This window comes from Pseudomonas reidholzensis, assembly GCF_900536025.1.
Lineage (GTDB): Bacteria > Pseudomonadota > Gammaproteobacteria > Pseudomonadales > Pseudomonadaceae > Aquipseudomonas > Aquipseudomonas reidholzensis.
Window position 1 is genome coordinate 41,608 of record NZ_UNOZ01000020.1, and the last position, 20,777, is coordinate 62,384.

Genomic DNA, 20,777 nt, shown 5'->3' on the forward strand with positions numbered 1-20,777 from the left:
CGTTCACACCCAACAAGAGGGGCTTTGGCATGACGCTCAAAGGCAAGACTGCACTGGTTACCGGGTCCACCAGCGGCATCGGCCTGGGCATTGCCCAGGTACTGGCCGCTGCGGGGGCGAACATCATCCTCAATGGCTTCGGCGATCCGCAGCCGGCCTTGGCCGAGATTGCCCGGCACGGCGTCAAGGTCAGCCACTCTGCGGCCGACCTCGCTGACGTCGCGCAGCTCGAGGCGCTGTTTGCCCTGGCCGAGCGCGAGTTCGGCGGGGTCGACATCCTCGTCAACAATGCCGGCATCCAGCACGTGGCGCCGCTGGAGGCGTTTCCCGTCGAGGCCTGGGACAAGATCATCGCGCTCAACCTGTCGGCGGTGTTCCATGGCTCGCGCCTGGCCCTGCCAGGCATGCGCTCACGCGGTTGGGGGCGGATCATCAACATCGCCTCGGTCCACGGCCTGGTCGGCTCGACCGGCAAGGCCGCCTATGTCGCCGCCAAGCATGGGGTGATCGGCCTGACCAAGGTGGTCGGCCTGGAAACCGCCACCAGCAACGTCACCTGCAACGCCATCTGCCCCGGCTGGGTGCTGACCCCGCTGGTGCAGAAGCAGATCGACGCGCGTGTGGCCGCCGGTGCCGAGCCTGCGCAGGCGCAGGCCGACTTGCTGGCCGAGAAACAGCCGTCGCTGGCCTTCGTCACGCCCCAGCACCTGGGTGAACTGGTATTGTTCCTGTGCAGCGAGGCCGGCAGCCAGGTCCGCGGCGCCGCCTGGAACGTCGATGGCGGCTGGCTGGCCCAGTGAGGGCCGGCCTGGAGCCTGGCCCGGTCGCGCATTCACACATTTGCAAGGAGGCCTTATGCGCCCACTCCCACTGACCGCGATGTTTACCCTGGCCCTGGCCGCCGCTACCCCGGCGCTGGCTGCCACGCTGAAGGACGTCGCGCCGTATCCCGACGCGGAAAAAGGCTTTACCCGGCAGGTGATCCACTTGCCGGAGGAGGCTGACGAGTCTGCCTTCAAGCTGGAAATCCTGGCGGGCAAGACCCTGCAGGTCGACTGCAACCGCCAGCGCCTGGCGGGTAGCCTGGAAGAGCAGACCCTGGATGGCTGGGGTTATACCTACTACCGCCTGGGCAAGGTCGGTGGCCCGGCGACGACCCTGATGGCCTGCCCCGATGGCAAGAAGACCGAGGCTTTCGTGCCGGTGGTCGGCGAAGGGTTCATGCTGCGCTACAACAGCAAGCTGCCGGTGGTGGTGTATGTGCCGGAGGGCGTCGAGGTGCGCTATCGCGTGTGGTCGGCGTCCAAGGATGTACAAAAGGCTAAAGTAGAGTAATTCAGGGCCGGCCTCATCGCGGGCAAGCCCGCTCCTACAGGGACTGCGCTGTTCCGAAGATTTGCGCGGTTCTTGTGGGAGCGGGTTTACCCGCGAAGAGGCCGGTTCATGCACTGCACACCTCGGAGATGACGGCATGAACGATGTGCTCTGGCGCCCTTCCACGGCGCGGATCGAGGCCAGTCGGATGGATGCCTTCCGCCGTCGGGTCAACCTGCGTTTCAATCTCCAGCTCAACGACTACGCCGCCCTGCACCGCTGGAGCATCGAGCACCGCGCGGCCTTCTGGCAGACCCTTGCCGAGTACTTCCACGTGCGCTGGCACACCCCCGCCAGCCAGGTCCTCGAAGAAGGCCCGCAGATGCCCGACGCCCGCTGGTTCAGCGGCGCCACCCTGAACTACGCCGAACATCTGCTGTACCGCCGCGACGACCGCCCTGCCCTGGTCGCGATCCGTGAGGATGGCCAGCGCGAGACGTTCACCCACGCCCAGCTGGCCGCCCATGTCGCCGGCTTCCAGCGTGCCCTGCAAGCCCTTGGCATCGAGCCCGGCGACCGCGTTGCCGCCGTGATGCCCAACAGCTGGCAGACGCTGGTGGCCCTGCTCGCCTGCGCCAGTATCGGCGCGGTGTGGTCCAGCTCGTCACCCGACTTTGGCGTGCACGGCATCATCGACCGCTTCGGCCAGATCGAACCCAAGCTGCTGATCGCCTGCGCCGGCTACCACTACGCCGGCAAGCGCATCGACCAGGTCGACAAGATCAACCAGGTCGCCAGCCAGTTGCCGGGGCTGGAGCACCTGCTGATCGTGCCCTACACCCACGACGAGGCCCGCAGCGAAGCGTTCACCGCGGCGCAGGTGAGCCTGTGGGACGACTTCTATCAACCCACCGGCGAGCCGCAGTTCACCCCGCTGCCGTTCGACCACCCGCTGTACATCCTGTATTCCAGCGGCACCACCGGCGTGCCCAAGTGCATCGTCCATCGCGCCGGCGGGGTGCTCTTGCAGCACCTCAAGGAACACGGTCTGCACAACGACCTCAAGGCCGACGACGTGCTGTTCTACTACACCACCTGCGGCTGGATGATGTGGAACTGGCTGGTCAGCGGCCTGGCCGTAGGCGCCACCCTGGTGCTGTACGACGGCTCGCCGTTTCACCCCGGCCCCGAGCGCCTGCTCGATTTGATCGATGGCGAGGCGATCAGCGCCTTCGGCACCAGTGCCAAGTACCTCGCCGCGCTGGAGCAGGCCGGCCTGCACCCGGCCAGCAGCCATCGCCTGGACAGCTTGCGGCTGATCCTTTCGACCGGCTCGCCGCTGTCGCCGCACAGCTACGATTACGTCTACCGCAAGATCAAGCCCGACCTGTGCCTGGCCTCGATGTCCGGTGGCACCGACATCGTCTCCTGCTTCGTGCTGGGCAACCCGCTGTTGCCGGTGCGCCGCGGCGAGATCCAGTGCAAGGGGCTGGGCATGGCGGTCGACGTCTGGGACGAACACGGCCAGACGCTGACCGGCGAAAAAGGCGAGCTGGTGTGCACGCGCCACTTCCCCAGCATGCCGTTGGGGTTCTGGGGCGACGCCGATGGCAGCCGCTACCAGGCCGCCTACTTCAGCCAGTTTGCCGGGGTCTGGGCACAAGGCGACTATGCCGAGCAGAACGCCGACGGTGGCCTGGTGATCCACGGCCGCTCGGACGCGGTGCTCAACCCGGGCGGCGTGCGCATCGGCACGGCCGAGATCTACCGCCAGGTGGAAAAGGTCGAAGAGGTGCTCGAGAGCGTTGCGATCGGCCAGCAGTGGCGCGACGATGTGCGCGTGGTGCTGTTCGTCCGGCTGCGCGACGGCGTGCAGCTGGATGATGCCCTGCGCCAGCACATCCGTCAGGTGATCCGCCAGTACACCACGCCACGGCATGTGCCGGCGGTGATCGCCCAGGTCACGGATATCCCCCGCACCCTCAGCGGCAAGCTGGTCGAGCTGGCGATCCGCAACGTGGTCCACGGCCTGCCGGTGAAGAACACCGACGCCCTCGCCAACCCCGAAGCGCTGGCGCAATTTCGCGACCGCGCAGAGCTGCGCGATCAGGCATAATGGCGCCCTTTTTTGCCCGATACACAGGTGTCCCATGAAAGCTCAAGCCCGCCACATCCTGGTCAAGACCGCTGCCGAGGCCGAACAGCTCAAGCAACGCATCGCCAAGGGCGAGGCCTTCGATGTGCTGGCCAAGAAGTTTTCCACCTGCCCCTCGGCCAAGCGCGGCGGCGACCTCGGCGAAGTGCGCCCGGGGCAGTTGGTGGGTTCGATCGACCAGGTGATCTTCAAGAAGGCCCTGCGCGAGATCCACGGGCCGATCAAGTCCAAGTTCGGCTACCACCTGGTGCAGGTGTTCTACCGCGATTGACCGATGCTGGCGCTTGGCCACCAGTCAATTCTGTCAGTTGTCAATACCCCGCTAACCTCTATACAACTCGGCCCACACCGAGAGTATTGGAGGTCACATGGTTCACGTCCGCACCCTGCTTGCCGTCGCCACCCTGCCCCTGCTCAACCTGGTGACGCCGGGGGCCCTGGCCGCCTGCGTCTTCAGCCCCGGCCCGGGCAACGACAACCACCTCTGCGACAGCGGCTCCGCGGCATCGCTCAACGACAGCGCGGGCAACAACAGCCTGAGCCTGCCCACCGGCGGCACCGGCGAGATCACCGGCAACGTGACCTTCGGCGGTGGCCGCGACAGCATCGACATGGCCTCTGGCGTGATCGGCGGTGACGTTCACCAAGGCGCCGGCATCGACGCCTTCACCATGAGTGGCGGGGTCATCCGCGGCGGCCTGAACCAGGGCGATGGCCTGGACACCTTCCGCATGACCGGCGGCTGGATTGTCGGCACCTTCGACAGCGGTGACTACGCCGAGATGGACGCCGGGCGCATCGGCAACGTCAACATGCGCCTGGACGAGAACACCTTCATCATGCGCGGCGGCAGCATCGACCGAAACCTCATCACGGCCTTCGACAAGGACTACGTGGAGATTTTTGCCGGCAGCATTGGCGGCAACATCTCGGTCAGCGGCGGTGACGATCGGGTGCTGGTGCACGGCGGCAGCGTGGGTGGCAACATCCTGCTCAGTGTCGGCAATGACCAGTTCACCTGGAACGGCGGCAGCATTGGCGGCACGGTCGAGCTTGGCGCTGGTGATGACACGGCGCTGATCAGCGGGCTGGGGGGTGACGTGCTGACCACCGCCATCAACGGCGGCGAGGGCAATGACCGCCTGACATTCGTCGCCAGCCAGCCCAACGGCGGGGCGTTGTACAGCCTGTTCGAGCGCATCGAACTGACCCAGGCCAGCCGCCTGACCCTGGACGACGCGCTGCTGCTCGGCGACTCGGTCAGCGGCAGCGGCGTGCTGGAGATCGACGCCAGCAGCAGCCTGGTAGCCCGCCAGGGCAGTGTCAGCGCCTTTACCAGCGGCCAGCGGGTGACCGTCAACAATGCCGGCACGATCGACCTTGCCAGTGGCAACGACGCCCAGGGCCGCCTGCTGATCCAGGGGGATTACCATGGCGACAACGGTACCCTCAAACTGAACAGCGTGCTGGCGGGTGACGGCGCCGCGTCGGATCGGTTGGTGATCAGCCAGGGCGCGATCAGCGGTTCCACACAACTGCTGGTGAACAACCTCGGTGGCGCCGGGGCAGTGACCAGCAGCGATGGCATCCAGGTGGTCGAAGCCCGCGACGGTGCCACCAGCAGCGCCACCGCCTTTGTCCAGACCCAAGTGCTGTCGGCCGGTGCCTTCGACTACCGCCTGTTCAAGGGCGGCGTGACCGCCGGCAGCGAAAACAGCTGGTACCTGCGTTCGACCCTGGTGGCCGCACCCGCCCCGCCAGCCGTGGCGCCGGGGCAACCGGCCGAGCCGGCCATCGCGCCGCCGATCGCGGCGCCAGCCCCCGGCCAGCCCGACCTGCCGACACCCGTTGCCGGCCAGAGCGTGCCGCTGTACCGGCCGGAGGTCGCGGTGTACGCGGTGGCGCCACGCGGTGCGGCAATCATCGCCCGGCAAGCCCTCGGCACCTTCCACCAGCGCCAGGGCGACCAGGCATTGCTCGGCGGCCAGGGCATGGTGTCCGCCAGTTGGGGCCAGGCCTACGGCGGCACCCTGCGCCAACAATGGACCGGTACCGTCAGCCCGAGCCTGGACGGCGACCTGTATGGGTTCAAGGTGGGCCAGGACCTGTTCGTGCACGTCAACGACAGCGGCTACCGCCAGCACGTCGGCCTGTACGTCAGCCATAGCCGGCTCGAGGCCGACGTCAAAGGTTTCGCCCTGGCGCGGCAGGACTTCAGTGTCGGTGACCTCAAGCTCGATGGCGACAGTGTCGGCGCCTACTGGACGCTGGTAGGCCCGCAAGGCGGCTATGTGGATGCGGTGCTGCAATACACCGACCTCGATGGCCGCGCCCGCTCCACCCGCGACACCACGCTCAAGCTTGACGGAGATGCCTGGACCGCCTCGCTGGAGGGCGGCAAGCCGTTCGCCTTGTCGAAGCACTGGAGCCTGGAGCCGCAGGCGCAGCTGATCGCCCAGAACGTGTCACTGGACACCGCCAGTGACGGCGTTTCGCAGGTGCGCCATGAAGCGCAGGTCGAGCTGACGGCGCGGCTGGGTGCGCGGCTGCAGGGCGACTTCAGCACGACCGGCAAGCACCTGCTGCAGCCGTACGCACAACTCAACCTGTGGCATGGCGACGGTGGCCGCGATAGCCTGGTCTTCGATGACGTGGACACCGTCAAGACCGACTACCGCTACACCGCCCTGCAGCTGGAAAGCGGCGTGGTCGCCCAGCTCAGCCAGGCCCTGAGCCTGCACGCCGGGGTGCAATACACACAAAACCTCGACAGCCGCCAGCAAGAGAGCAGCGGCGTCAACCTCGGGGCGCGCTGGCAGTTCTAGCGGCGCACCGCCAGCAGGCCGAGGCCGGCACAACCGAGCAGCGAGGCGCTGACCCGGTTGAACACCCGGCGCGGCCCAGGCTGGTTGAACCAGCGTTGCAGATACGCGCCGAGCCCGGCATAGATCGCGATCGCGGCCCACTCCAGCAGCAGGAACAGTACGCCCAGCCAGAGGAACTGCTCGCTCACCGGCGTGGCGCTGTCCATCGACACGAACTGCGGCAGAAAGGCGGTGAACAGCAGAATCGCCTTGGGATTCCCTGCGGCCACCCAGAACTCCTGCCGCGCCAGCCGCCACACGCCACCGGGCTGGTCGCTGCCGACCGCGGCTTCGCCCACCGGTGCGCGCCACAACTGCCAGGCGATGTAGAACAGGTACCCGGCGCCGACCAGCTTGATAGTCAGGAACAGGTATTCGCTGGTGTGCAGCACCACCGCCAGGCCCATCGCCGCGAGGGCGATCATGCCGCTGAAGGCGATGATCCGCCCGCCGCCCGCCACACAGGCAGTGCGCAGGCCGTAGCGGCTGGCGTTGTGCAGCGACAGCAGGTTGTTGGGGCCCGGCGCCATGTTCAGGGCGAAACAGGCGGGGATAAACAGCAGCAGGCTCGACAGGTCCATTGTTATTCTCCTTCAGAACCCCGGCAGCCTCGCTGCTGGCCAGCGCCGGCGTCAAGCACAGTGGTACGGCAATTGGCCGGAACAGTGCCCGGGCGGTAGACTGCGGCTCCAGCTCTCTATGGCCAGCACACGGCCCGGCAGGCGATCGATGGACCCCGCGAGCAGCGAAATCTGGCACGACCCGGCCCTGCCCTTCATCGAGAGCCGGCGTGCCTGCCACAGCCGCGCCTGCTACAAGGCGCACAGCCATCCGACCTTCTCCATTGGTGCGGTCGATGCTGGTTTCAGCCGTTTTACCGGCGCCGGCGAGGGTGAGGAGCGGCTGACGCCCGGCACCTTGGTGCTGGTGCCGGCGCAGCGGGTACACGCCTGCAACCCCGAAGCGGGCCAGGCCTGGAGCTATCAGATGCTGCATATCGACGCGCAGTGGTTGCAGCGCCTGCGGCTGGAGTCGGGCAGCGAGGCCGGGGCCCGCGGCGAACCGGCGCGCATCAGCCGCTCGAGTGGGCTGTATCAGCTGTTCTGCGCGCTGAACGCGCTGTTGTTTTCGGCGGCCAGTGCAGTGGAGAAAGAGGCGGCGCTGATCGAGTTCATTGGCGACCATGATTTTTCTGCGTGTGCGACCGCCGCGGCGGCGCCGGCTCCCGCACTCAGCGGGGTGGCCCTGCGCGGCTTGATCGAACATATCGAGCAGGCCGAACTGGCCGAGCTGAGCCTGGATACGCTGGCACGCAGCGCAGGCATGGGCCGCTACCAACTGATTCGCGCGTTTCGCACGGCAACCGGGCTGACGCCGCATGCGTACCTGGTGAACGCGCGCATCAACCAGGCGCGGCAGTTGTTGCGCGAAGGGCTTGAGTTGGCCGAGGTTGCCTACCGGCTGGGGTTTGCCGACCAGAGTCATTTCCAGCGGGTGTTCAAGGCGCATGCCGGGGTAACCCCGGGGCAGTATCGAGGCGCAAGCCCCCCACTGTCAGCCAGTTAAGCTTGGGTCGCCTGGTTTGGGGCCCTTCGCGGGTAAACCCGCTCCCACAGGTACAGCGCAAACCTCCAGAATACTCACATGCCTATTGTAGGAGCGGGTTTACCCGCGATGAGGTCGGCAGCCACGCCACGCAATAATCTTCAATACCTCACGCCTGCTCAGGCAACAGACTGCGACTTCCCCGCTTGGAGTAGTCGTTGCCCATGGAGCAGTTCCTGATCGTCGCCACCGCCCATTTTCTCGCCCTGCTATCGCCCGGGCCGGACTTCTTCCTGGTCGCCCGCACCTCGGTCAACGCCGGTTGGCGGGTGGCCAGCGGCGCCTGCCTGGGTATCGCACTGGCCAATGGCGTGTTCATCGCTGCGGCATTCGCCGGGGTGTCGATCCTCAAGGAAGGCAGTGCCCTGTTCATCGCCCTGCAACTGGCCGGGTGTGTCTACCTGCTGTACATCGGCGGTTTGTTCCTGCGCCATGCGGGCCACACCCCACTGGCGACCCTCGACGGCGGCAAGCCCACTCACGGCTGGGTCGCGAGCCTCGGCATGGGCTTCGCTTCCGGCATCCTCAACCCCAAGAACGCTCTGTTCTACGCCAGCCTGGCAAGCATGCTGGCCACCAGCAGTACAGGCTGGAAGCTCGCCTATGCCAGCTGGATGTTCGCCATCGTGCTGCTCTGGGACCTGCTGGTGGCCGCGGCGATCGGCAATCGCCATGTGCTGCGCCGCTTCACCCGGGCGCTGCCTTGGCTGGAACGCGCCTCAGGCGTGATGCTGATCCTGCTGGCCAGCGCCGTGCTCATGCACCTGGCATGGGGCTGACCACGGCCAGCCGGTCGAGGTCCAGCAGGCTGAAATGGCCGCTGCTCCAGCCGGCGGTGTCCAGGTGCCAGACGTTGCCCAGCTGCTTTACCTGGAGGACCGGCGTATGCCCGACCAGCAAGGCGTGCAACCCGGCCACCGCGTGCGTATCACCCTCGCGCAGGCGCCGCCGCGACCACTGGCAGACCTCACGCACCTCGGCGTCGTCCCTGGCCTCGAGGCTGTCACGCAGGGTCGGCCAGTCGGCGAACGGGCTGTCGGCATGCAACAGGCCGACCAGGCCATTGCGGGTGACCACCTCCATGCCGATCGGCAGGGTGAGGAAGATGTCGACGAAGCGCAGCTGCTCGGCGCTGGGCAGGTCCAGGAACCAACCGCCGCCCGCGGCGCGGTACATGTCCAGGTCCAGTCGCCCGCCGTGCAGGTAGGTCACCGCCAGCGCCTCGTGGTTGCCTTGCACGGCATGGAACCACGGCCGGGCCAGCCACTCCAGCGCCTGCTCGCTGTACGGCCCCCGGTCCACCAGGTCGCCGACGCTGAACAGGCGGTCCACTTCAGGGTCGAAACCGACCTGGTCGAGGCACGCCTGCAGGCGCAGGAAGTGCCCATGGATATCCCCCACGGCAAGGTCGCGGCCCTTGCGATTGGCGGCTACCCGCTGAAAACGGTTCATTGCAACGGCCCTCTGCTACTGCGCCGGTCCCAGGCGTAGAATGGAACGGTAAGCCGTCCGCACCCGGAGGTGCATCATGCGTACCGCACTCGCCTGTGCCGCAGTGATGGTGCTGGCATCCAACAGCATGGCACATGGCATCTCGACCGCGCGGGTCGAGGTCCGTTTCGATCACCCGGAAAAATTTCGCGACGCCAGCCTGAACAGCCAGGGCTACGAGCGCGGCGCCGACGCCGAAGTGATCAAGGCGCTCACCCAGCACCTGCAAACCCTCGGCCAGCGCTACCTGCAGCCTGGCCAGCAGCTGCGCATCGACATCCGCGACGTTGACCTGGCCGGGCGTTTCGAGCCTTGGAACAGCTACGCCTACGACGTGCGCTTCATGCGCGAAATCACCTGGCCGACCATCGACCTCAGCTACACCCTCAGCCAACCCGGGCGCCCCGACCAGCAAGCCGAGGAACGGGTCAGCGACAAGATGTACCTCAGCCGGCCGGGCCGGCAGGTCAGCAGCAGCGACCGCCTGTACGCCGAAAAGGCCATGCTCAACGACTGGTTCCGTCAGCGCTTCGCGGCCAAACCGACGTCCTGACGCGGCTCAGTCGCGCAACCGGCGCAAGGCAATCGGCGTGATCAGCCGGTGAAACGGCGCCACCGGCAGCATGTACAGCCTGCCCAGCAGGTTGTGCGTGCGCACCACGGTAGTGACCAGCACCTGGCACTGACCCGGCTGCGGCCCGGGGCGGCGCATCAGGGCGATATGCACATCCAGGTGGCGGTCGCTGTCGACCAGCAGCACTTCGTCGTCGGTGTTAGTCACCAGGGTGAAGATCCCTACCCGCTCGCCCGGCTGGTAGCTGTCGGGGCTGCGCGCCGCGTCCACGCCGGTCAGCCGCCCCAGGTCCTTCAGCCCGAGCAGGTTGACCAGGCGATTGCGCAGCACCATCAGGCTGTCGATCCAGCCAGGCATGCGCCGCATCAGCCGGAGAAAGTGCGCCATCGCCGGCAGCCCCCGGTCATCCAGGGTAATCACCTGGCAGTGGCGAAACCCCGCCCGTGCGGCGTAGGGCTGAATCAGCGAATGGGCGGGTATGGTGGCAGCTTGAATCACGTTGATCATCCTTGGGTGAAATCGGCCAGATCGCGCTGGTGTGCGTGATCTGGCCGATAGTATCCTCGACCCTCAACCATCGCCAAGGAAGGATCCTCCATGAAGCTCTGTGCCGTGCAACTGGCCTCACGCAAAGGCGACCTGGCGGGCAACCTGCGCCGTCATCTGTTCTGCATCGAACGGGCGGCGCAGTTGGGCGCTGAACTGGTGGTGTTTCCCGAGCTGTCGCTCAGTGGCTATGAACCAAGCCTGGCGCGTGAACTGGCTCAGCCCGCTGACGCGTCGCTGCTAGACCCTTTGCAGGCGCTGTGCGATCGCCACGGCATCAGTGTCGCACTCGGCCTGCCCTTGGCAGCGGCCGAAGGTGTACGCATCGGCATGCCCATCTTGCGCCCAGGCGCAGCGCGACTGAACTACGCCAAGCAGCGCCTGCACGCCGATGAACTGCCGTTTTTCGTTGCGGGCGATCAACCGCTGCTGTTCGATGCTGGTGGCCTGCGGATCGCACCGGCTATCTGCTATGAGTCGATGTTTCTGGAACACGCCGAAGCGGCCCACCAGCTGGGTGCCGAGGTGTATCTGGTGAGCGTGGCCAAGACGGCCAAGGGCATCACGGAAGGCTACGAGCACTACCCTCACGTCGCCCAGCGCCTGGGCCTACCGGTGTTGCTGTGCAACTGCGTTGGCGCTGCGGACACCTTCGTCGGCGCGGGCGGCTCCGCCTGCTGGGACAGCCAAGGTCGGCTGCTGGCGTGCCTTGACGAGCACAGCGAGGGGCTGGTGTTGCTCGACACGGCCCATGCCAGCGCCGAAGCGATCACGCTGACCGGGCTGCCGGCATGAAGTATCTGCTGCTGGCCCTGTCCAGCTATGGCTGCACCTGGTACCTGGTTGGCCTGTTGATCCGCGGCCGCCTTGCCGATCTCGCCGACGGGCTGCGCCATCGGCCTGAAGCGCCGTCGCCGGGTGAGTATCTGCGAGCGGTGGAGCAGCATGCGCGGCGCGCGCATCACCAGTACACCCTGCTGGCAGGCAGCGTTGTAGCACTGGCGCTTTGCCTGGTGGCGTTCTGGCTCAGTTGAGGGCAGTGGGTCAGAAGGCGAGCGCCAGGCTCTCACGGCCTTCCAGCGCCAGCAGAAACTGCTTGGCCTGCAGCCCCCCGGCAAAGCCCGTCAGGCTCCCCGAAGCGCCGATCACCCGGTGACACGGCGCGATGATCGAAATCGGGTTACGCCCGTTGGCCGCCCCCACCGCGCGCACGGCGCTGGGGTTGCCGATCTGCCGGGCAATATCGCCGTAGCTGCGCGTTTCGCCAAACGGTATGGTCAATAACGCGGCCCAGACCTGGCGCTGAAAGTCGCTACCGGCGAAGTCCAGTTCCAGCTCGAAACGTTGCCGCTGCCCGGCAAAGTACTCACCCAGTTGCCGCGCGGTCTGGCGTAACACCGGGTGCTCGTCATCACGGTGAAGCACGCCCAGGCGCACCCGGTTTTCCCGCTCCTGCTCCCAGAGCACCGCGGCCAGCCGGTCGCCGCGGGCGACCAGTGTCAGGGTGCCAACCGGCGATTGCATGAGGGTGAAGGCACTGGACATGAAGGGTTCCCGAGGAAGTGCGGATGCTGCTGAAACTCTACCCACTCGGTCCGACACACGCATCCGTTTTCTTGCTGACCTTATTCAGCGGGGCTGCATGTAGAACCCTGACGCAGTGAGCACCACGGAATAGTCGTAGGTAATCCCCATGCTGCCCCGGCTCGATTTGTAGACATTGCACAACAGGCGCCCTTCGCCCTCCGGCGGAATGATCGTGATCGGCCGGCCGCGGTTGACGTTCAGGTCCAAGGGCGCAGATTTCAGCGCGCCGCTGCGTATTTCGGTGATCACCGCGCTTTTGGCACGTGCTCGGCTCCTGGTAAGCTCGCGCTTGACCTGAAACTTCAGGCTCGCCAGCGAGGCGCCAATCACGCTCAGGCACTCCTCGTCCGTGACGCTGCTCAAGCCTCTGGCCTCGCGCTCGGCACTCCAGCGCACCGCTCCGCCATGCCGCGTCGACATGTCCAACGCGATAAACCGATCACCTTTGCCGCCAGTGGCGGGCGCATTGGCCGCGTAGTGGTAGGCGATACTGGGGTGGAACACATTGCCGTACTGCGCCGCGCTGACCTTCGCCAGGTGCTGGCGGACGTACGCTTCGGTGTACCAACGCTTGGCCACCAGCACGCGGGTCTTGTCATCGCCGGCCAGGGCGGGTTGCGCTGCTGCCAGGCACAGGCAGGCCAGGACGCTGGCCTTGAGGGTCATGGGGATTCCTTTCAACACGCGCGCCTTCCTTGAACGAAGCAGAGAGTGGGGATACTACTGGAATCGCGGGGCAGTTTGTCGCCGGACTAGTTGGGCGAGCTGGGTGGGACTGACTCTATATAAGCCTTCACGCACGTGCCCCTGGCCATATTGATGAAGTCTTGCAGGTCCTTGTTCTTTTCTGCCTCGGTGTCTCGTACGGGATAGGCAAGGACGAGCTTGGAGAGGCTGTCGCGCAAGCTCAGTGTTGAAGCAGTAGGCGGGTGATAGGCATCGCGTTCGTAGTGAGGCGGTTCGTTGTTTTGCCGGCCGTACATGATCGCGGCGGCCTCCACGGCGAGTGCAGAGCAGTGATCTACCTCCCCACCATGAAAGACCAGCGTCTCGCCTTCCTTGGTCCAGCCCAGAGCGGACGCGCAGGTGAGCAGGCAGATGCAGGAAAGTGTGGCGGACAGCAGTTTGGTAGTCATAGTGGTCCTTCACTAAAAAGCGCAAGGCTAGCACTCGGGTGTGCGGGCATCTAGCGTGCGGGACAAGCGCCCAACCGAATCCGATTGAATTCTGCGCGTACCTGCCCGGTCGACACCTATGAGCACGGTAATCTGAAGAGGTAACAGTGATGACTATCGAAGCAGAGACACTCACCCAGCTCACCGAAGCCTTGGCCAAGCGCGGCCTGACTCGGCTGGTCCAGGTACGGTTTACCCGGACGCCTTATCGCTGTAATCACAAGTGGACGTGTGAGGTGCGGTAGCTCGCTTTCGGCAGTTCGAACGGGCTTTGCTCTATGTCGGCTGAAATCTGTGTACGACTCAGGCCTGCCGGCGGTTGCGCCAGGCGCCCGCGATCAGCAAGAGGGCACCGGGGATCAGCAGCCCTGCGGCTATCCAGCCGAACGCAGTCTGGCCTGAAGCGCCAACTGCAGCGAAGGCCGCGCCGATTGACAGCAGGGGGATGCCGGTGAAGTAAAACGGGGTGTTGGTGGTCCTGCTCATGGTCGATCCTTCGGTTGAACAATCCGGAGCAGATACCCTACCCCATCCTGTGGCTGATGCGCAGCTAAACTCGCTCGCTATCGCTTGAGCCTAGGCTGATCCAGGAATATTGGAATTTCTTCTGCTCGCTGCGGTCGGTTCTTCGCCTGTAGCTGCCCCACTCAGGGCCTGCGCAATAGGTGCAGACTTGGGAGGTTTGTATCTGGGCGGAGTTAATGCCGGCTGCCCCCAACAGGTAACGGCAGTAACATGATAGATCTAGCCAAGCCTCGCCGTGGCTCGCAGTCGCACGATCAGCATGCGGCACCTGCCCTGCTTGCTTGCGAGATGTTGACCAAGGCCTGGGCCTTGCGCGCCATAAGTGCCCATGGGTGTCCTCAATCGTGTCGACCAGGGGAGTACTTACTTCATAGCAACATGAGTGTATGGCGGGACCCAAGGCGATCTGTAAATCGTCCACAGAAACACCGGCTGAACGGAAAGTATCGAAAGCGGTTTCGATTATCCCCGCCGCTAATCCCTGCCAGCCACCATGTATGGCGGCAACGAACGGCTCGGTTTCAGAGCCTATGAAGATGGGTAAGCAATCAGCCGTAACAATTCCTATAGGGCGTGAGGTGCGCGTGTAGACCGCATCACCAGCGATTACGCCTGCTTCATGCTCCTGACCGACTTCGATGATCGTGGCCCCGTGGTTTTGGGCGCAATAGAAAAGATCGTGTGGTTTATCAACGTCATCTGCGCAAGCGAATGCGTGCGAGAGGCCAGGTAGCGCGGCCAGATTTTCAGAAAGAAAAGGCATGCAGATCTCCCAACTGAAAAGCATCTGCGGAGCGGTCATCAGTCAGAACAGGACCTTGAATGCTAGCCAGCTCACCGTAAGCGCGAACACTGCGCCGGCGGCGGCCGAAAGGAGCATGCTGCGAGTTTCGTGCTGAGGGCCGTTGCGAACCTCGTTGCCCAATCGAGTCAGGTCTTCCCGCATCTGCTTGATAACTTGCTCGTGACTCATGGTCTACCTCACTTGGGGTCTCGCGTGACGTCTATCGCAAGCCCCTGTATCGACGATGTCGCCCGAACCGGGGCAAGGCTCAAGCCCGCTGGCGCAAGCCCTGATTTCCAGGGTCTTGACGTTAGAACTTGTGGAGGAAGGCGGCTGCGGTGACGATCACAGTAACTGCCCCTCCTACCGCTACAAACGGGTAGAACATGGTTTCCCGCTTCATTTTGCTGGACTCGGCGATCAGCTTTCTGGCCTCGGCGGTGAGTTTGTGAACTTCCGCTTGCAGTTTCTCAAGCTCAAGTTCTTCTATCTCGTTCATCCGTCCTCCTTGGCAGGCTTCAGGCTTCACGCTTCGTGATCGGCGTATCGCCACGAGAAGCACCCTGTACCCTTAAGGTTCTTAGCGCAACACTACATACGTTACGATGAGCGACAGCCGCAATCGTCACGGATTGCAAACCTCCCTCTCTCGCTTATAATTGCGATCAATTCTTATCCGCACCTTTTAATCAGGAAGATCCAGGTGTCCCACCCTCTGCCGCCCGCAGCATCCCCTCAAGATGACATGCACGCGCTGTATCGCGATCACAGCCAGTGGCTCAGAGGCTGGATCCGTCGGCGCCTGGGTGATGCAGATCGAGCGGCCGATATCACCCAGGACACCTTCCTGCGCCTGATCAGCAGCGCTCTGCGCCAGCCATTGACTGAGCCCCGAAGCTTTCTGGCTACGGTCGCGCGGCGGGTGATGATCGACCAGTTGCGTCGACGTAACCTGGAGCATGCGTACCTGGAATACCTCGCCAGTCAGCCGCTCCTCGAGGAGTGTTCGCCGGAACAGCGCCTGCTGATGCTGGAAACCCTGATGCAACTGAACACCATGCTCGACGGGCTGGGCCAGAACGTTCGTGACACCTTCATCTACGTTCAACTCGATGGCTTGACCTACCCACAGATTGCTCAGCGCCTCGGTGTATCGGTCAGCTCAGTGACCAAGTACATGGCCAAGGCGACGGAGCACTGCCTGCTGTTTGCCTTCGACGCGCAGCTGTGAACCCGTCGGAGCAACGCCAGGCCCTGCGCGAAGCGGCGCAGTGGCATGCCCGGCTGCATGCAGCCCCTGACTGCGCAGAACGCCGTGCGCAGTGGCAAGCCTGGCTCGACCAGTCCCCTCTGCACGGGTGGGCCTGGGGGCGCCTGGGGCAACTGCAGGCGGGTCTTGTCGGCATACCCGGCCCGCTGGCACGACACACCCTCGCCGCAGGGCAGGTCGAACCTGGACGGCGTACGCTGCTCAAGGGGCTGGTACTCGGCCTTGGGGTTACAGGCGTCGCCTTGACGGGATACCGCAACGCGCCCACCTGGTTGGCCGATCAGCGCACGGCGACGGGCGAGCGCCGCAGCCTGACCCTGCAAGACGGCACGCGACTGACGCTCAATACCGCGTCTGCCGTGGATATCCGCTACAGCGCAGGTCAGCGCCTGATCGTGCTGATCGAAGGTGAGATCGTCGTGCAGACCGCCACTGACCCACGCCCCCTGCACGTGCGCACCGTGCATGGCGACATGCGCGCCTTGGGCACCCGGTTCAATGTGCGGTTGCATGCCGATTGCACCGAACTGATCGTCATCGAACACGCCGTCGCGGTGCAGACCGCCACCCGCGAGCGCGAGGTGCGGGTAGACGCCGGCATGGCCCTGGCCTTCGACACTGGCACCCTACCTGAGCCACGCCTGGCCGACCTCACCCGCACCGAGTGGCGCCAAGGCCAACTGGTGCTCGACGGCTGGCCGCTGCGCCGCGCCCTGGCCGAACTCCAGCGTTACCGTACCGGGAGGCTGAGCTGCAGTGACGAGGTGGCCGGGTTGCAGCTGGCCGGCGTGTATCCATTGGACGATACCGATCGCGCCCTGGTCGCGATCGCCGAGGCGCTCAAGCTGGAAATCAACACCTACGCGCGCTTCTGGACCCGGCTTACCCCGATGAGTTGAAGACTCAGGTGAAAAATATTCGCAATCGCATTGTCGGATTGGACACGCTCATACGAGCTCTCCTGCAAACCGCCCAAACAGGCATTTGAAGGAGCTGTCATGCCCAGAAATACAACCTGCCCATTCCCGCAGCGCAAACACCTTACGTCGTTGATACTTGGCGGCGCGATCGCGCTACATACCGGGCTGCTGGCCCCACTGCTGTCGCCGGATGCCCAGGCCCATGCCGATCAGGCCAGCCGCGCCTACGACATACCCCCAGGGCCTCTGGTGACCACCTTGAACCGCTTCGCCCGTGAGGCCGGTGTGCTGCTGTCGTTCGATGCCGCGCTGACCCAGGGCCGGCATAGCGGCGGCCTGCAGGGGCGCTTCAGCATCGAGCAGGGGTTTGCCCAACTGCTGGCCGGTAGCGGGCTGCAGGCTCTGCTAGTCGGGAACAACTGGGGGCTTGCGCCCCAGCAACAAGCGGGCACGGCGCTGCAACTGGGAGCGACCAACATCACCGGGCAAGGCCTGGGCCTGACCACGGAAGGTAGCGGTTCATACACCACCGGCGCGACCGCCGCCGCCACCCGCCTGGACCTGAGCCTGCGCAAGACCCCGCAGTCAATCAGCGTGGTCACCCGCCAGCAGATGGACGACCAGAACCTGCAAAGTGTTTCCGAGGTGCTGAAACAAACGCCCGGCATCACCGTCAACCAGGAAAGCTCCGAGGCGTTCACCTTCTATTCGCGTGGTTTCAAGCTGGAGAACTACCAGTTCGATGGCGTCCCCAGCCTGTCTTCCGACGGCGGCTCGTTGCGTGACAACTACAGCATCGGCAACAGCCTGATCTACGACCGGGTCGAAGTACTCAAAGGCGCGACCGGTCTGGTCAACGGCTCTGGCAATCCTTCGGGGGTCATCAACCTGGTGCGCAAACGCCCGACCAGTGAGCTGCAAGGCCAGATCGGTGCAGGTGCAGGCTCCTGGGACAAGTACCAGGCCGACCTCGACCTTGCCGGGCCGCTGACCGACAGCGGTAACATCCGAGGCCGAATGGTCGCTGGCACACAATCCCAGCATAGTTACATCGACTACCTCACCGGCGAGCAAAACACGTTCTACGGTGTGCTGGAGGCCGACCTGAGCGAAAACACGCTCATCACGGTCGGCTACGACGTGCAGAAAAACTATGACAACGGCAGCACTACAGGCGCCTTGCCCGCGTTCTTCCTCGACGGCCGTACCGTCAAGTTCGACCGTGACAGCAACGCAGCAGACCGCTGGACCTGGCGCAATCAGGAAACCCAGCGGGCCTTCGTGGAACTGGCACACAGCTTTGACAACGACTGGGTCATGAAGGGTGTGGTCAGCAGCCGTGACTACCGCTAGCGCGAGTTGATCTCGGGGATCAGCAGCGAGGCCATCCAGGCCGATGGCAGCATTTCCCATGGTTTCATCGGCGGTAATATCGACCCCGCCACCGGCACCGTGAACAACGAAGGCACCGCGAGCAAGTTCAACACCACCAGCAAGGAAAAAGGCCTTGACCTGTATGCCCGCGGCCCGTTTGCCCTAGGTGGCCGCACCCACGAAGCGGTGTTCGGCTACAGCATCGCCCACACCGAATCCACCTCCAACCGCGAGGATGGGGTAACCAATGGCGTCATCGGCGATGTGTTCCAGTGGGACGGCTATGGCGATAGACCCCGAAACTTCGAATGGTGGTCGACCTTCGATATCGAGGCACGGCAGAAGGTCGGCTTCGCGGCCACCATTCTCAAGCCGACCGATGCGCTGGCAGTCATCCTCGGGGCACGGGTCGTCGACTATAAGTGGGACATCGACACCATCAACGCCAGGGGTCGCCGCCTTCCGGCCAGCGCCACCAACTCAAGCGAAATCGTGCCCTACGCCGGCGTTACCTACGACCTGGACGCCTACCACACGGTCTATGCCAGCTACACCGACATTTTCAAGCCGCAAGCCTACAGCCTCGGCGCGGATGGCAAGCCCATCGACCCGCTCACCGGGCAAAGCTTTGAACTCGGCATCAAGGGCGCCTACTTCGACAATCGTCTGAACGCCAGCCTGGCGCTCTTCGAACTCAAACAGGACAACTTGCCGTGCTCACCGGCGGTACCACCCCGAGTGGCAGCAGCGCGTATCGGGCTGCGCAAGGCGTAACGACCCGCGGCGTCGAATTGGAAATGAACGGCGAACTGCTGAAAGACCTGCAGGTGATGGCAGGCTACACCTTTGCCGAATCCCATGACGCCGATGACCAGCGGGTCGCAACCAACCAGCCGCAGCATCTGCTCAAGCTGGCCACCCACTACCGCCTGCAGGGCGATTGGCACAAGTTCACCGTGGGCGGTAATGCCTACTGGCAAAGTGCGACTTTCTTCAAGCCCAGCGATGAAGACTGGTACGAGATCAACGACCCGACTGCCAAATTCGAGCAGAAGTCCTACGCGCTGGTGGGGCTGGTGGGCGGCTATGACTTCACCCGCGACCTGAAGGCCAGCGTCAACGTCAACAACCTGTTCGACAAGCATTACTACAGTGGTATCGGCAACTGCGGCACAGTGTTCTGGGGGGCGCCGCGCAACCTGATGTTCAATGTGAAGTACAGCTTCTAGGGCATCAGCAACCCAGCAAAGCCCCTGCGCCAGCGCGCCGGGGAGCGGCTGCACCGGCCGTTGGCGGCGTCTTGCCAACAGCCGCTTTGGGTCCCAAGGCAGACAGTGAATATTTCGTGATCACCTGCTTACGTGGCTGCGAGTACTGAGACATTGATTTCATCCATCGACCGATTCACTCTGATGACCAGACTGGATGAACGGAAAAACGGCTGCAAATTCCGTACGCACACTCGGGTGGTTCTGCAATGCCTGTAACGCTCGGGCCTTATCTACGGCTTCATATACCTTGCGGTCACGGAGGTATGCAATGCCATGAATAGCATCGCTTTCCTCGGCTGAAAATGTTCGGCCAGGGCTAAAGCCCAAGGCTTCATATACGTGGAAGCGCGGAGCATCAAACGTAGTCAGATCCAGTAAGTAATCGGGATACGCTATGCCTGATCCTGCAACATCAGCCGCCCACGTTTGTAGTTCCAGCGTACTGATCGCGTTGCTCAAGTAGCAATTCAGTACGAAGGCAATGGTCTTCGGGTTTTCTCGCGTTAGTCCAGTCATGAGCTTCTTCCCAATCTTCTTCACGTCCATTCATCATGATGCACGGCTCGGCATTCACCATGACAGCACACCTTGGCAGCTACTAGTGCGAAGGCCAGAGACAATCGGGGGCCGATTGGCGATACTATTACGCCATCATTCACGAAAAGGAATTCGCTCTTGAAGCGTTTTTTTGCACTTTCTCTTTTAGCGCTCACCCTCACCGCTTGCGACAAACCGGCAGAAAATACCAGCCAAGCCTCCGTGGCTGTCACACAGTGCGCCAAAGACACCGACTGCAAAGGTGATCGTATCTGCGAGAGCGGCCAGTGCACCAGCCCCAATGCTCAGGCAAGTCTCGCGGCCAATCCAAAGCCCGTGGTGAATCTGGCGCCGACCGCCCCCAGCGTCGCTTATCAGCCGTTACTGATCTCGGGTGAGGAAGCTGGCCCGTTCACGCTCGACGGTCTGCACATCAACTACCAGTCCCGCGCTGGCGTCATGGATGTCATGGAGCAGGTGCTCGAAGAGCCCGAGTACGCGACGTACGTAGTGATCGAAAAGGCCTACGCATTCGGACCCGACAAGTTCGTCCTGGTCATTTCCACAGGCGAAAGCGGCAACAGCTGCCCTGCCACGACTTACGCGGTGAGCTTCGACACCAAGACAGAATCCGTCGACGGCAAGGCATCGGTTGACGGCTGCTCGGAGAATGTTGAATCGCTGGCGGACGGGAACAAGCTGATCGTCAAGAAAGAAGGTGCAGCTACAGCGGTGTACAACGGGTCGGTTCAGTAAGGACCATCCCTTTCAAGGTGTTCTGAAAT

At 63.9% G+C, this 20,777-nt stretch carries 28 protein-coding genes; 17 read left to right on the forward strand and 11 right to left on the reverse strand.

Annotation, left to right across the window (positions count from 1 at the left end; all coding sequences use genetic code 11):
• Nucleotides 1-29 precede the first annotated feature (29 nt).
• From hbdH to CCOS865_RS14980, 5 genes are all read left to right on the forward strand, one after another.
• Entirely contained in the window at nucleotides 30-800 is a 771-nt protein-coding gene (hbdH, locus tag CCOS865_RS14960; RefSeq protein WP_119142132.1) for a 3-hydroxybutyrate dehydrogenase, read from the forward strand.
• 55 nt (nucleotides 801-855) lie between these two features.
• Nucleotides 856-1,335: a serine protease inhibitor ecotin gene (gene eco, locus CCOS865_RS14965; protein WP_119142134.1), complete on the forward strand. Its 480-nt coding sequence runs from the start codon at nucleotides 856-858 to the stop codon at nucleotides 1,333-1,335.
• 136 nt (nucleotides 1,336-1,471) lie between these two features.
• Nucleotides 1,472-3,430, forward strand: coding sequence for an acetoacetate--CoA ligase (locus CCOS865_RS14970; protein ID WP_119142136.1), 1,959 nt, complete (start codon nucleotides 1,472-1,474; stop codon nucleotides 3,428-3,430).
• A 34-nt stretch (nucleotides 3,431-3,464) separates the two neighbouring features.
• Complete coding sequence (locus CCOS865_RS14975; RefSeq protein ID WP_119142138.1) at nucleotides 3,465-3,740, forward strand: peptidylprolyl isomerase; 276 nt, start codon at nucleotides 3,465-3,467, stop codon at nucleotides 3,738-3,740.
• A 97-nt stretch (nucleotides 3,741-3,837) separates the two neighbouring features.
• The gene (locus CCOS865_RS14980; protein ID WP_167469064.1) at nucleotides 3,838-6,294 is read left to right on the forward strand and encodes an autotransporter family protein; all 2,457 of its coding nucleotides are present in this window, start codon (nucleotides 3,838-3,840) and stop codon (nucleotides 6,292-6,294) included.
• Here CCOS865_RS14980 and CCOS865_RS14985 read toward each other — a convergent pair.
• Complete coding sequence (locus tag CCOS865_RS14985; RefSeq protein WP_119142142.1) at nucleotides 6,291-6,914, reverse strand: LysE family translocator; 624 nt, start codon at nucleotides 6,912-6,914, stop codon at nucleotides 6,291-6,293. The two genes, CCOS865_RS14980 and CCOS865_RS14985, sit on opposite strands and share 4 nt — an antisense overlap.
• A 148-nt stretch (nucleotides 6,915-7,062) precedes the next feature.
• Here CCOS865_RS14985 and CCOS865_RS14990 point away from each other — a divergent pair, with 148 nt between their 5' ends.
• Together CCOS865_RS14990 and CCOS865_RS14995 are read left to right on the forward strand one after the other, a co-directional pair.
• The gene (locus CCOS865_RS14990; RefSeq protein ID WP_119142144.1) at nucleotides 7,063-7,899 is read left to right on the forward strand and encodes an AraC family transcriptional regulator; all 837 of its coding nucleotides are present in this window, start codon (nucleotides 7,063-7,065) and stop codon (nucleotides 7,897-7,899) included.
• 203 nt (nucleotides 7,900-8,102) lie between these two features.
• Nucleotides 8,103-8,717 (forward strand): LysE family translocator, encoded by a 615-nt coding sequence (locus CCOS865_RS14995; RefSeq protein WP_119142146.1) that lies wholly within the window; start codon nucleotides 8,103-8,105, stop codon nucleotides 8,715-8,717.
• On the opposite strand, the gene CCOS865_RS15000 is transcribed toward CCOS865_RS14995, so the two are convergent.
• A complete protein-coding gene (locus CCOS865_RS15000; protein WP_119142147.1) occupies nucleotides 8,695-9,390 on the reverse strand; it encodes a metallophosphoesterase in 696 nt (231 codons plus the stop codon). The genes CCOS865_RS14995 and CCOS865_RS15000 overlap by 23 nt on opposite strands.
• Nucleotides 9,391-9,466: 76 nt before the next feature.
• Between CCOS865_RS15000 and CCOS865_RS15005 the strand changes: the two genes are divergently transcribed.
• Nucleotides 9,467-9,982: a DUF3016 domain-containing protein gene (locus CCOS865_RS15005; RefSeq protein WP_119142149.1), complete on the forward strand. Its 516-nt coding sequence runs from the start codon at nucleotides 9,467-9,469 to the stop codon at nucleotides 9,980-9,982.
• 6 nt (nucleotides 9,983-9,988) lie between these two features.
• On the opposite strand, the gene CCOS865_RS15010 is transcribed toward CCOS865_RS15005, so the two are convergent.
• Nucleotides 9,989-10,510 (reverse strand): DUF2867 domain-containing protein, encoded by a 522-nt coding sequence (locus CCOS865_RS15010; protein WP_119142151.1) that lies wholly within the window; start codon nucleotides 10,508-10,510, stop codon nucleotides 9,989-9,991.
• A gap of 90 nt (nucleotides 10,511-10,600) precedes the next feature.
• On the opposite strand from CCOS865_RS15010, the gene CCOS865_RS15015 reads away from it, so the two are divergent.
• Both CCOS865_RS15015 and CCOS865_RS15020 read left to right on the forward strand, forming a co-directional pair.
• Nucleotides 10,601-11,344, forward strand: a complete 744-nt coding sequence (locus CCOS865_RS15015; RefSeq protein ID WP_119142153.1) for a carbon-nitrogen hydrolase family protein — start codon at nucleotides 10,601-10,603, stop codon at nucleotides 11,342-11,344.
• Nucleotides 11,341-11,583: a hypothetical protein gene (locus tag CCOS865_RS15020; protein ID WP_119142155.1), complete on the forward strand. Its 243-nt coding sequence runs from the start codon at nucleotides 11,341-11,343 to the stop codon at nucleotides 11,581-11,583. The genes CCOS865_RS15015 and CCOS865_RS15020 overlap by 4 nt, the downstream gene beginning before the upstream one ends.
• 10 nt (nucleotides 11,584-11,593) lie before the next feature.
• Here CCOS865_RS15020 and CCOS865_RS15025 read toward each other — a convergent pair whose 3' ends face one another.
• From CCOS865_RS15025 to CCOS865_RS15035, 3 genes are all read right to left on the reverse strand, one after another.
• Nucleotides 11,594-12,094: a methylated-DNA--[protein]-cysteine S-methyltransferase gene (locus CCOS865_RS15025; protein WP_119142157.1), complete on the reverse strand. Its 501-nt coding sequence runs from the start codon at nucleotides 12,092-12,094 to the stop codon at nucleotides 11,594-11,596.
• An 84-nt stretch (nucleotides 12,095-12,178) separates the two neighbouring features.
• Nucleotides 12,179-12,820, reverse strand: a complete 642-nt coding sequence (locus CCOS865_RS15030; RefSeq protein ID WP_147406513.1) for a hypothetical protein — start codon at nucleotides 12,818-12,820, stop codon at nucleotides 12,179-12,181.
• A gap of 68 nt (nucleotides 12,821-12,888) precedes the next feature.
• The gene (locus tag CCOS865_RS15035; protein ID WP_119142161.1) at nucleotides 12,889-13,272 is read right to left on the reverse strand and encodes a hypothetical protein; all 384 of its coding nucleotides are present in this window, start codon (nucleotides 13,270-13,272) and stop codon (nucleotides 12,889-12,891) included.
• A gap of 149 nt (nucleotides 13,273-13,421) precedes the next feature.
• On the opposite strand from CCOS865_RS15035, the gene CCOS865_RS28560 reads away from it, so the two are divergent.
• The gene (locus tag CCOS865_RS28560; RefSeq protein WP_279630129.1) at nucleotides 13,422-13,556 is read left to right on the forward strand and encodes a hypothetical protein; all 135 of its coding nucleotides are present in this window, start codon (nucleotides 13,422-13,424) and stop codon (nucleotides 13,554-13,556) included.
• A 58-nt stretch (nucleotides 13,557-13,614) separates the two neighbouring features.
• Here CCOS865_RS28560 and CCOS865_RS15040 read toward each other — a convergent pair whose 3' ends face one another.
• The 4 genes from CCOS865_RS15040 to CCOS865_RS15050 all read right to left on the reverse strand — a co-directional run bounded on the left by CCOS865_RS15040 (nucleotide 13,615) and on the right by CCOS865_RS15050 (nucleotide 15,119).
• Nucleotides 13,615-13,797, reverse strand: a complete 183-nt coding sequence (locus CCOS865_RS15040; protein ID WP_119142163.1) for a hypothetical protein — start codon at nucleotides 13,795-13,797, stop codon at nucleotides 13,615-13,617.
• A 64-nt stretch (nucleotides 13,798-13,861) separates the two neighbouring features.
• Nucleotides 13,862-14,638: a purine nucleoside phosphorylase YfiH/LACC1 family protein gene (locus tag CCOS865_RS28760; protein ID WP_119142165.1), complete on the reverse strand. Its 777-nt coding sequence runs from the start codon at nucleotides 14,636-14,638 to the stop codon at nucleotides 13,862-13,864.
• A 3-nt stretch (nucleotides 14,639-14,641) separates the two neighbouring features.
• On the reverse strand, nucleotides 14,642-14,809 hold the full coding sequence (locus CCOS865_RS28215) for a hypothetical protein (RefSeq protein WP_167469065.1): 168 nt from the start codon (nucleotides 14,807-14,809) through the stop codon (nucleotides 14,642-14,644).
• Between the two features lie 121 nt (nucleotides 14,810-14,930).
• Entirely contained in the window at nucleotides 14,931-15,119 is a 189-nt protein-coding gene (locus tag CCOS865_RS15050) for a hypothetical protein (RefSeq protein ID WP_119142167.1), read from the reverse strand.
• Between the two features lie 204 nt (nucleotides 15,120-15,323).
• Between CCOS865_RS15050 and CCOS865_RS15055 the strand changes: the two genes are divergently transcribed.
• The 5 genes from CCOS865_RS15055 to CCOS865_RS28570 all read left to right on the forward strand — a co-directional run bounded on the left by CCOS865_RS15055 (nucleotide 15,324) and on the right by CCOS865_RS28570 (nucleotide 19,413).
• Nucleotides 15,324-15,851, forward strand: a complete 528-nt coding sequence (locus CCOS865_RS15055) for a sigma-70 family RNA polymerase sigma factor (RefSeq protein ID WP_119142169.1) — start codon at nucleotides 15,324-15,326, stop codon at nucleotides 15,849-15,851.
• Nucleotides 15,848-16,789: a FecR domain-containing protein gene (locus CCOS865_RS15060; protein WP_119142171.1), complete on the forward strand. Its 942-nt coding sequence runs from the start codon at nucleotides 15,848-15,850 to the stop codon at nucleotides 16,787-16,789. Before CCOS865_RS15055 ends, CCOS865_RS15060 begins: the two co-directional genes overlap by 4 nt.
• Nucleotides 16,790-16,888: 99 nt before the next feature.
• Nucleotides 16,889-18,163 (forward strand): TonB-dependent siderophore receptor, encoded by a 1,275-nt coding sequence (locus tag CCOS865_RS15065; RefSeq protein ID WP_119142173.1) that lies wholly within the window; start codon nucleotides 16,889-16,891, stop codon nucleotides 18,161-18,163.
• Nucleotides 18,164-18,169: 6 nt separating this feature from the next.
• Complete coding sequence (locus CCOS865_RS28565; protein WP_119142175.1) at nucleotides 18,170-18,958, forward strand: TonB-dependent siderophore receptor; 789 nt, start codon at nucleotides 18,170-18,172, stop codon at nucleotides 18,956-18,958.
• Nucleotides 18,898-19,413 (forward strand): TonB-dependent receptor domain-containing protein, encoded by a 516-nt coding sequence (locus tag CCOS865_RS28570; RefSeq protein WP_119142177.1) that lies wholly within the window; start codon nucleotides 18,898-18,900, stop codon nucleotides 19,411-19,413. The genes CCOS865_RS28565 and CCOS865_RS28570 overlap by 61 nt, the downstream gene beginning before the upstream one ends.
• A 159-nt stretch (nucleotides 19,414-19,572) precedes the next feature.
• On the opposite strand, the gene CCOS865_RS15080 is transcribed toward CCOS865_RS28570, so the two are convergent.
• Nucleotides 19,573-19,971, reverse strand: a complete 399-nt coding sequence (locus tag CCOS865_RS15080) for a hypothetical protein (RefSeq protein WP_147406514.1) — start codon at nucleotides 19,969-19,971, stop codon at nucleotides 19,573-19,575.
• A 159-nt stretch (nucleotides 19,972-20,130) separates the two neighbouring features.
• On the opposite strand from CCOS865_RS15080, the gene CCOS865_RS15085 reads away from it, so the two are divergent.
• Complete coding sequence (locus CCOS865_RS15085) at nucleotides 20,131-20,748, forward strand: hypothetical protein (protein WP_119142181.1); 618 nt, start codon at nucleotides 20,131-20,133, stop codon at nucleotides 20,746-20,748.
• Nucleotides 20,749-20,777: the final 29 nt, after the last annotated feature.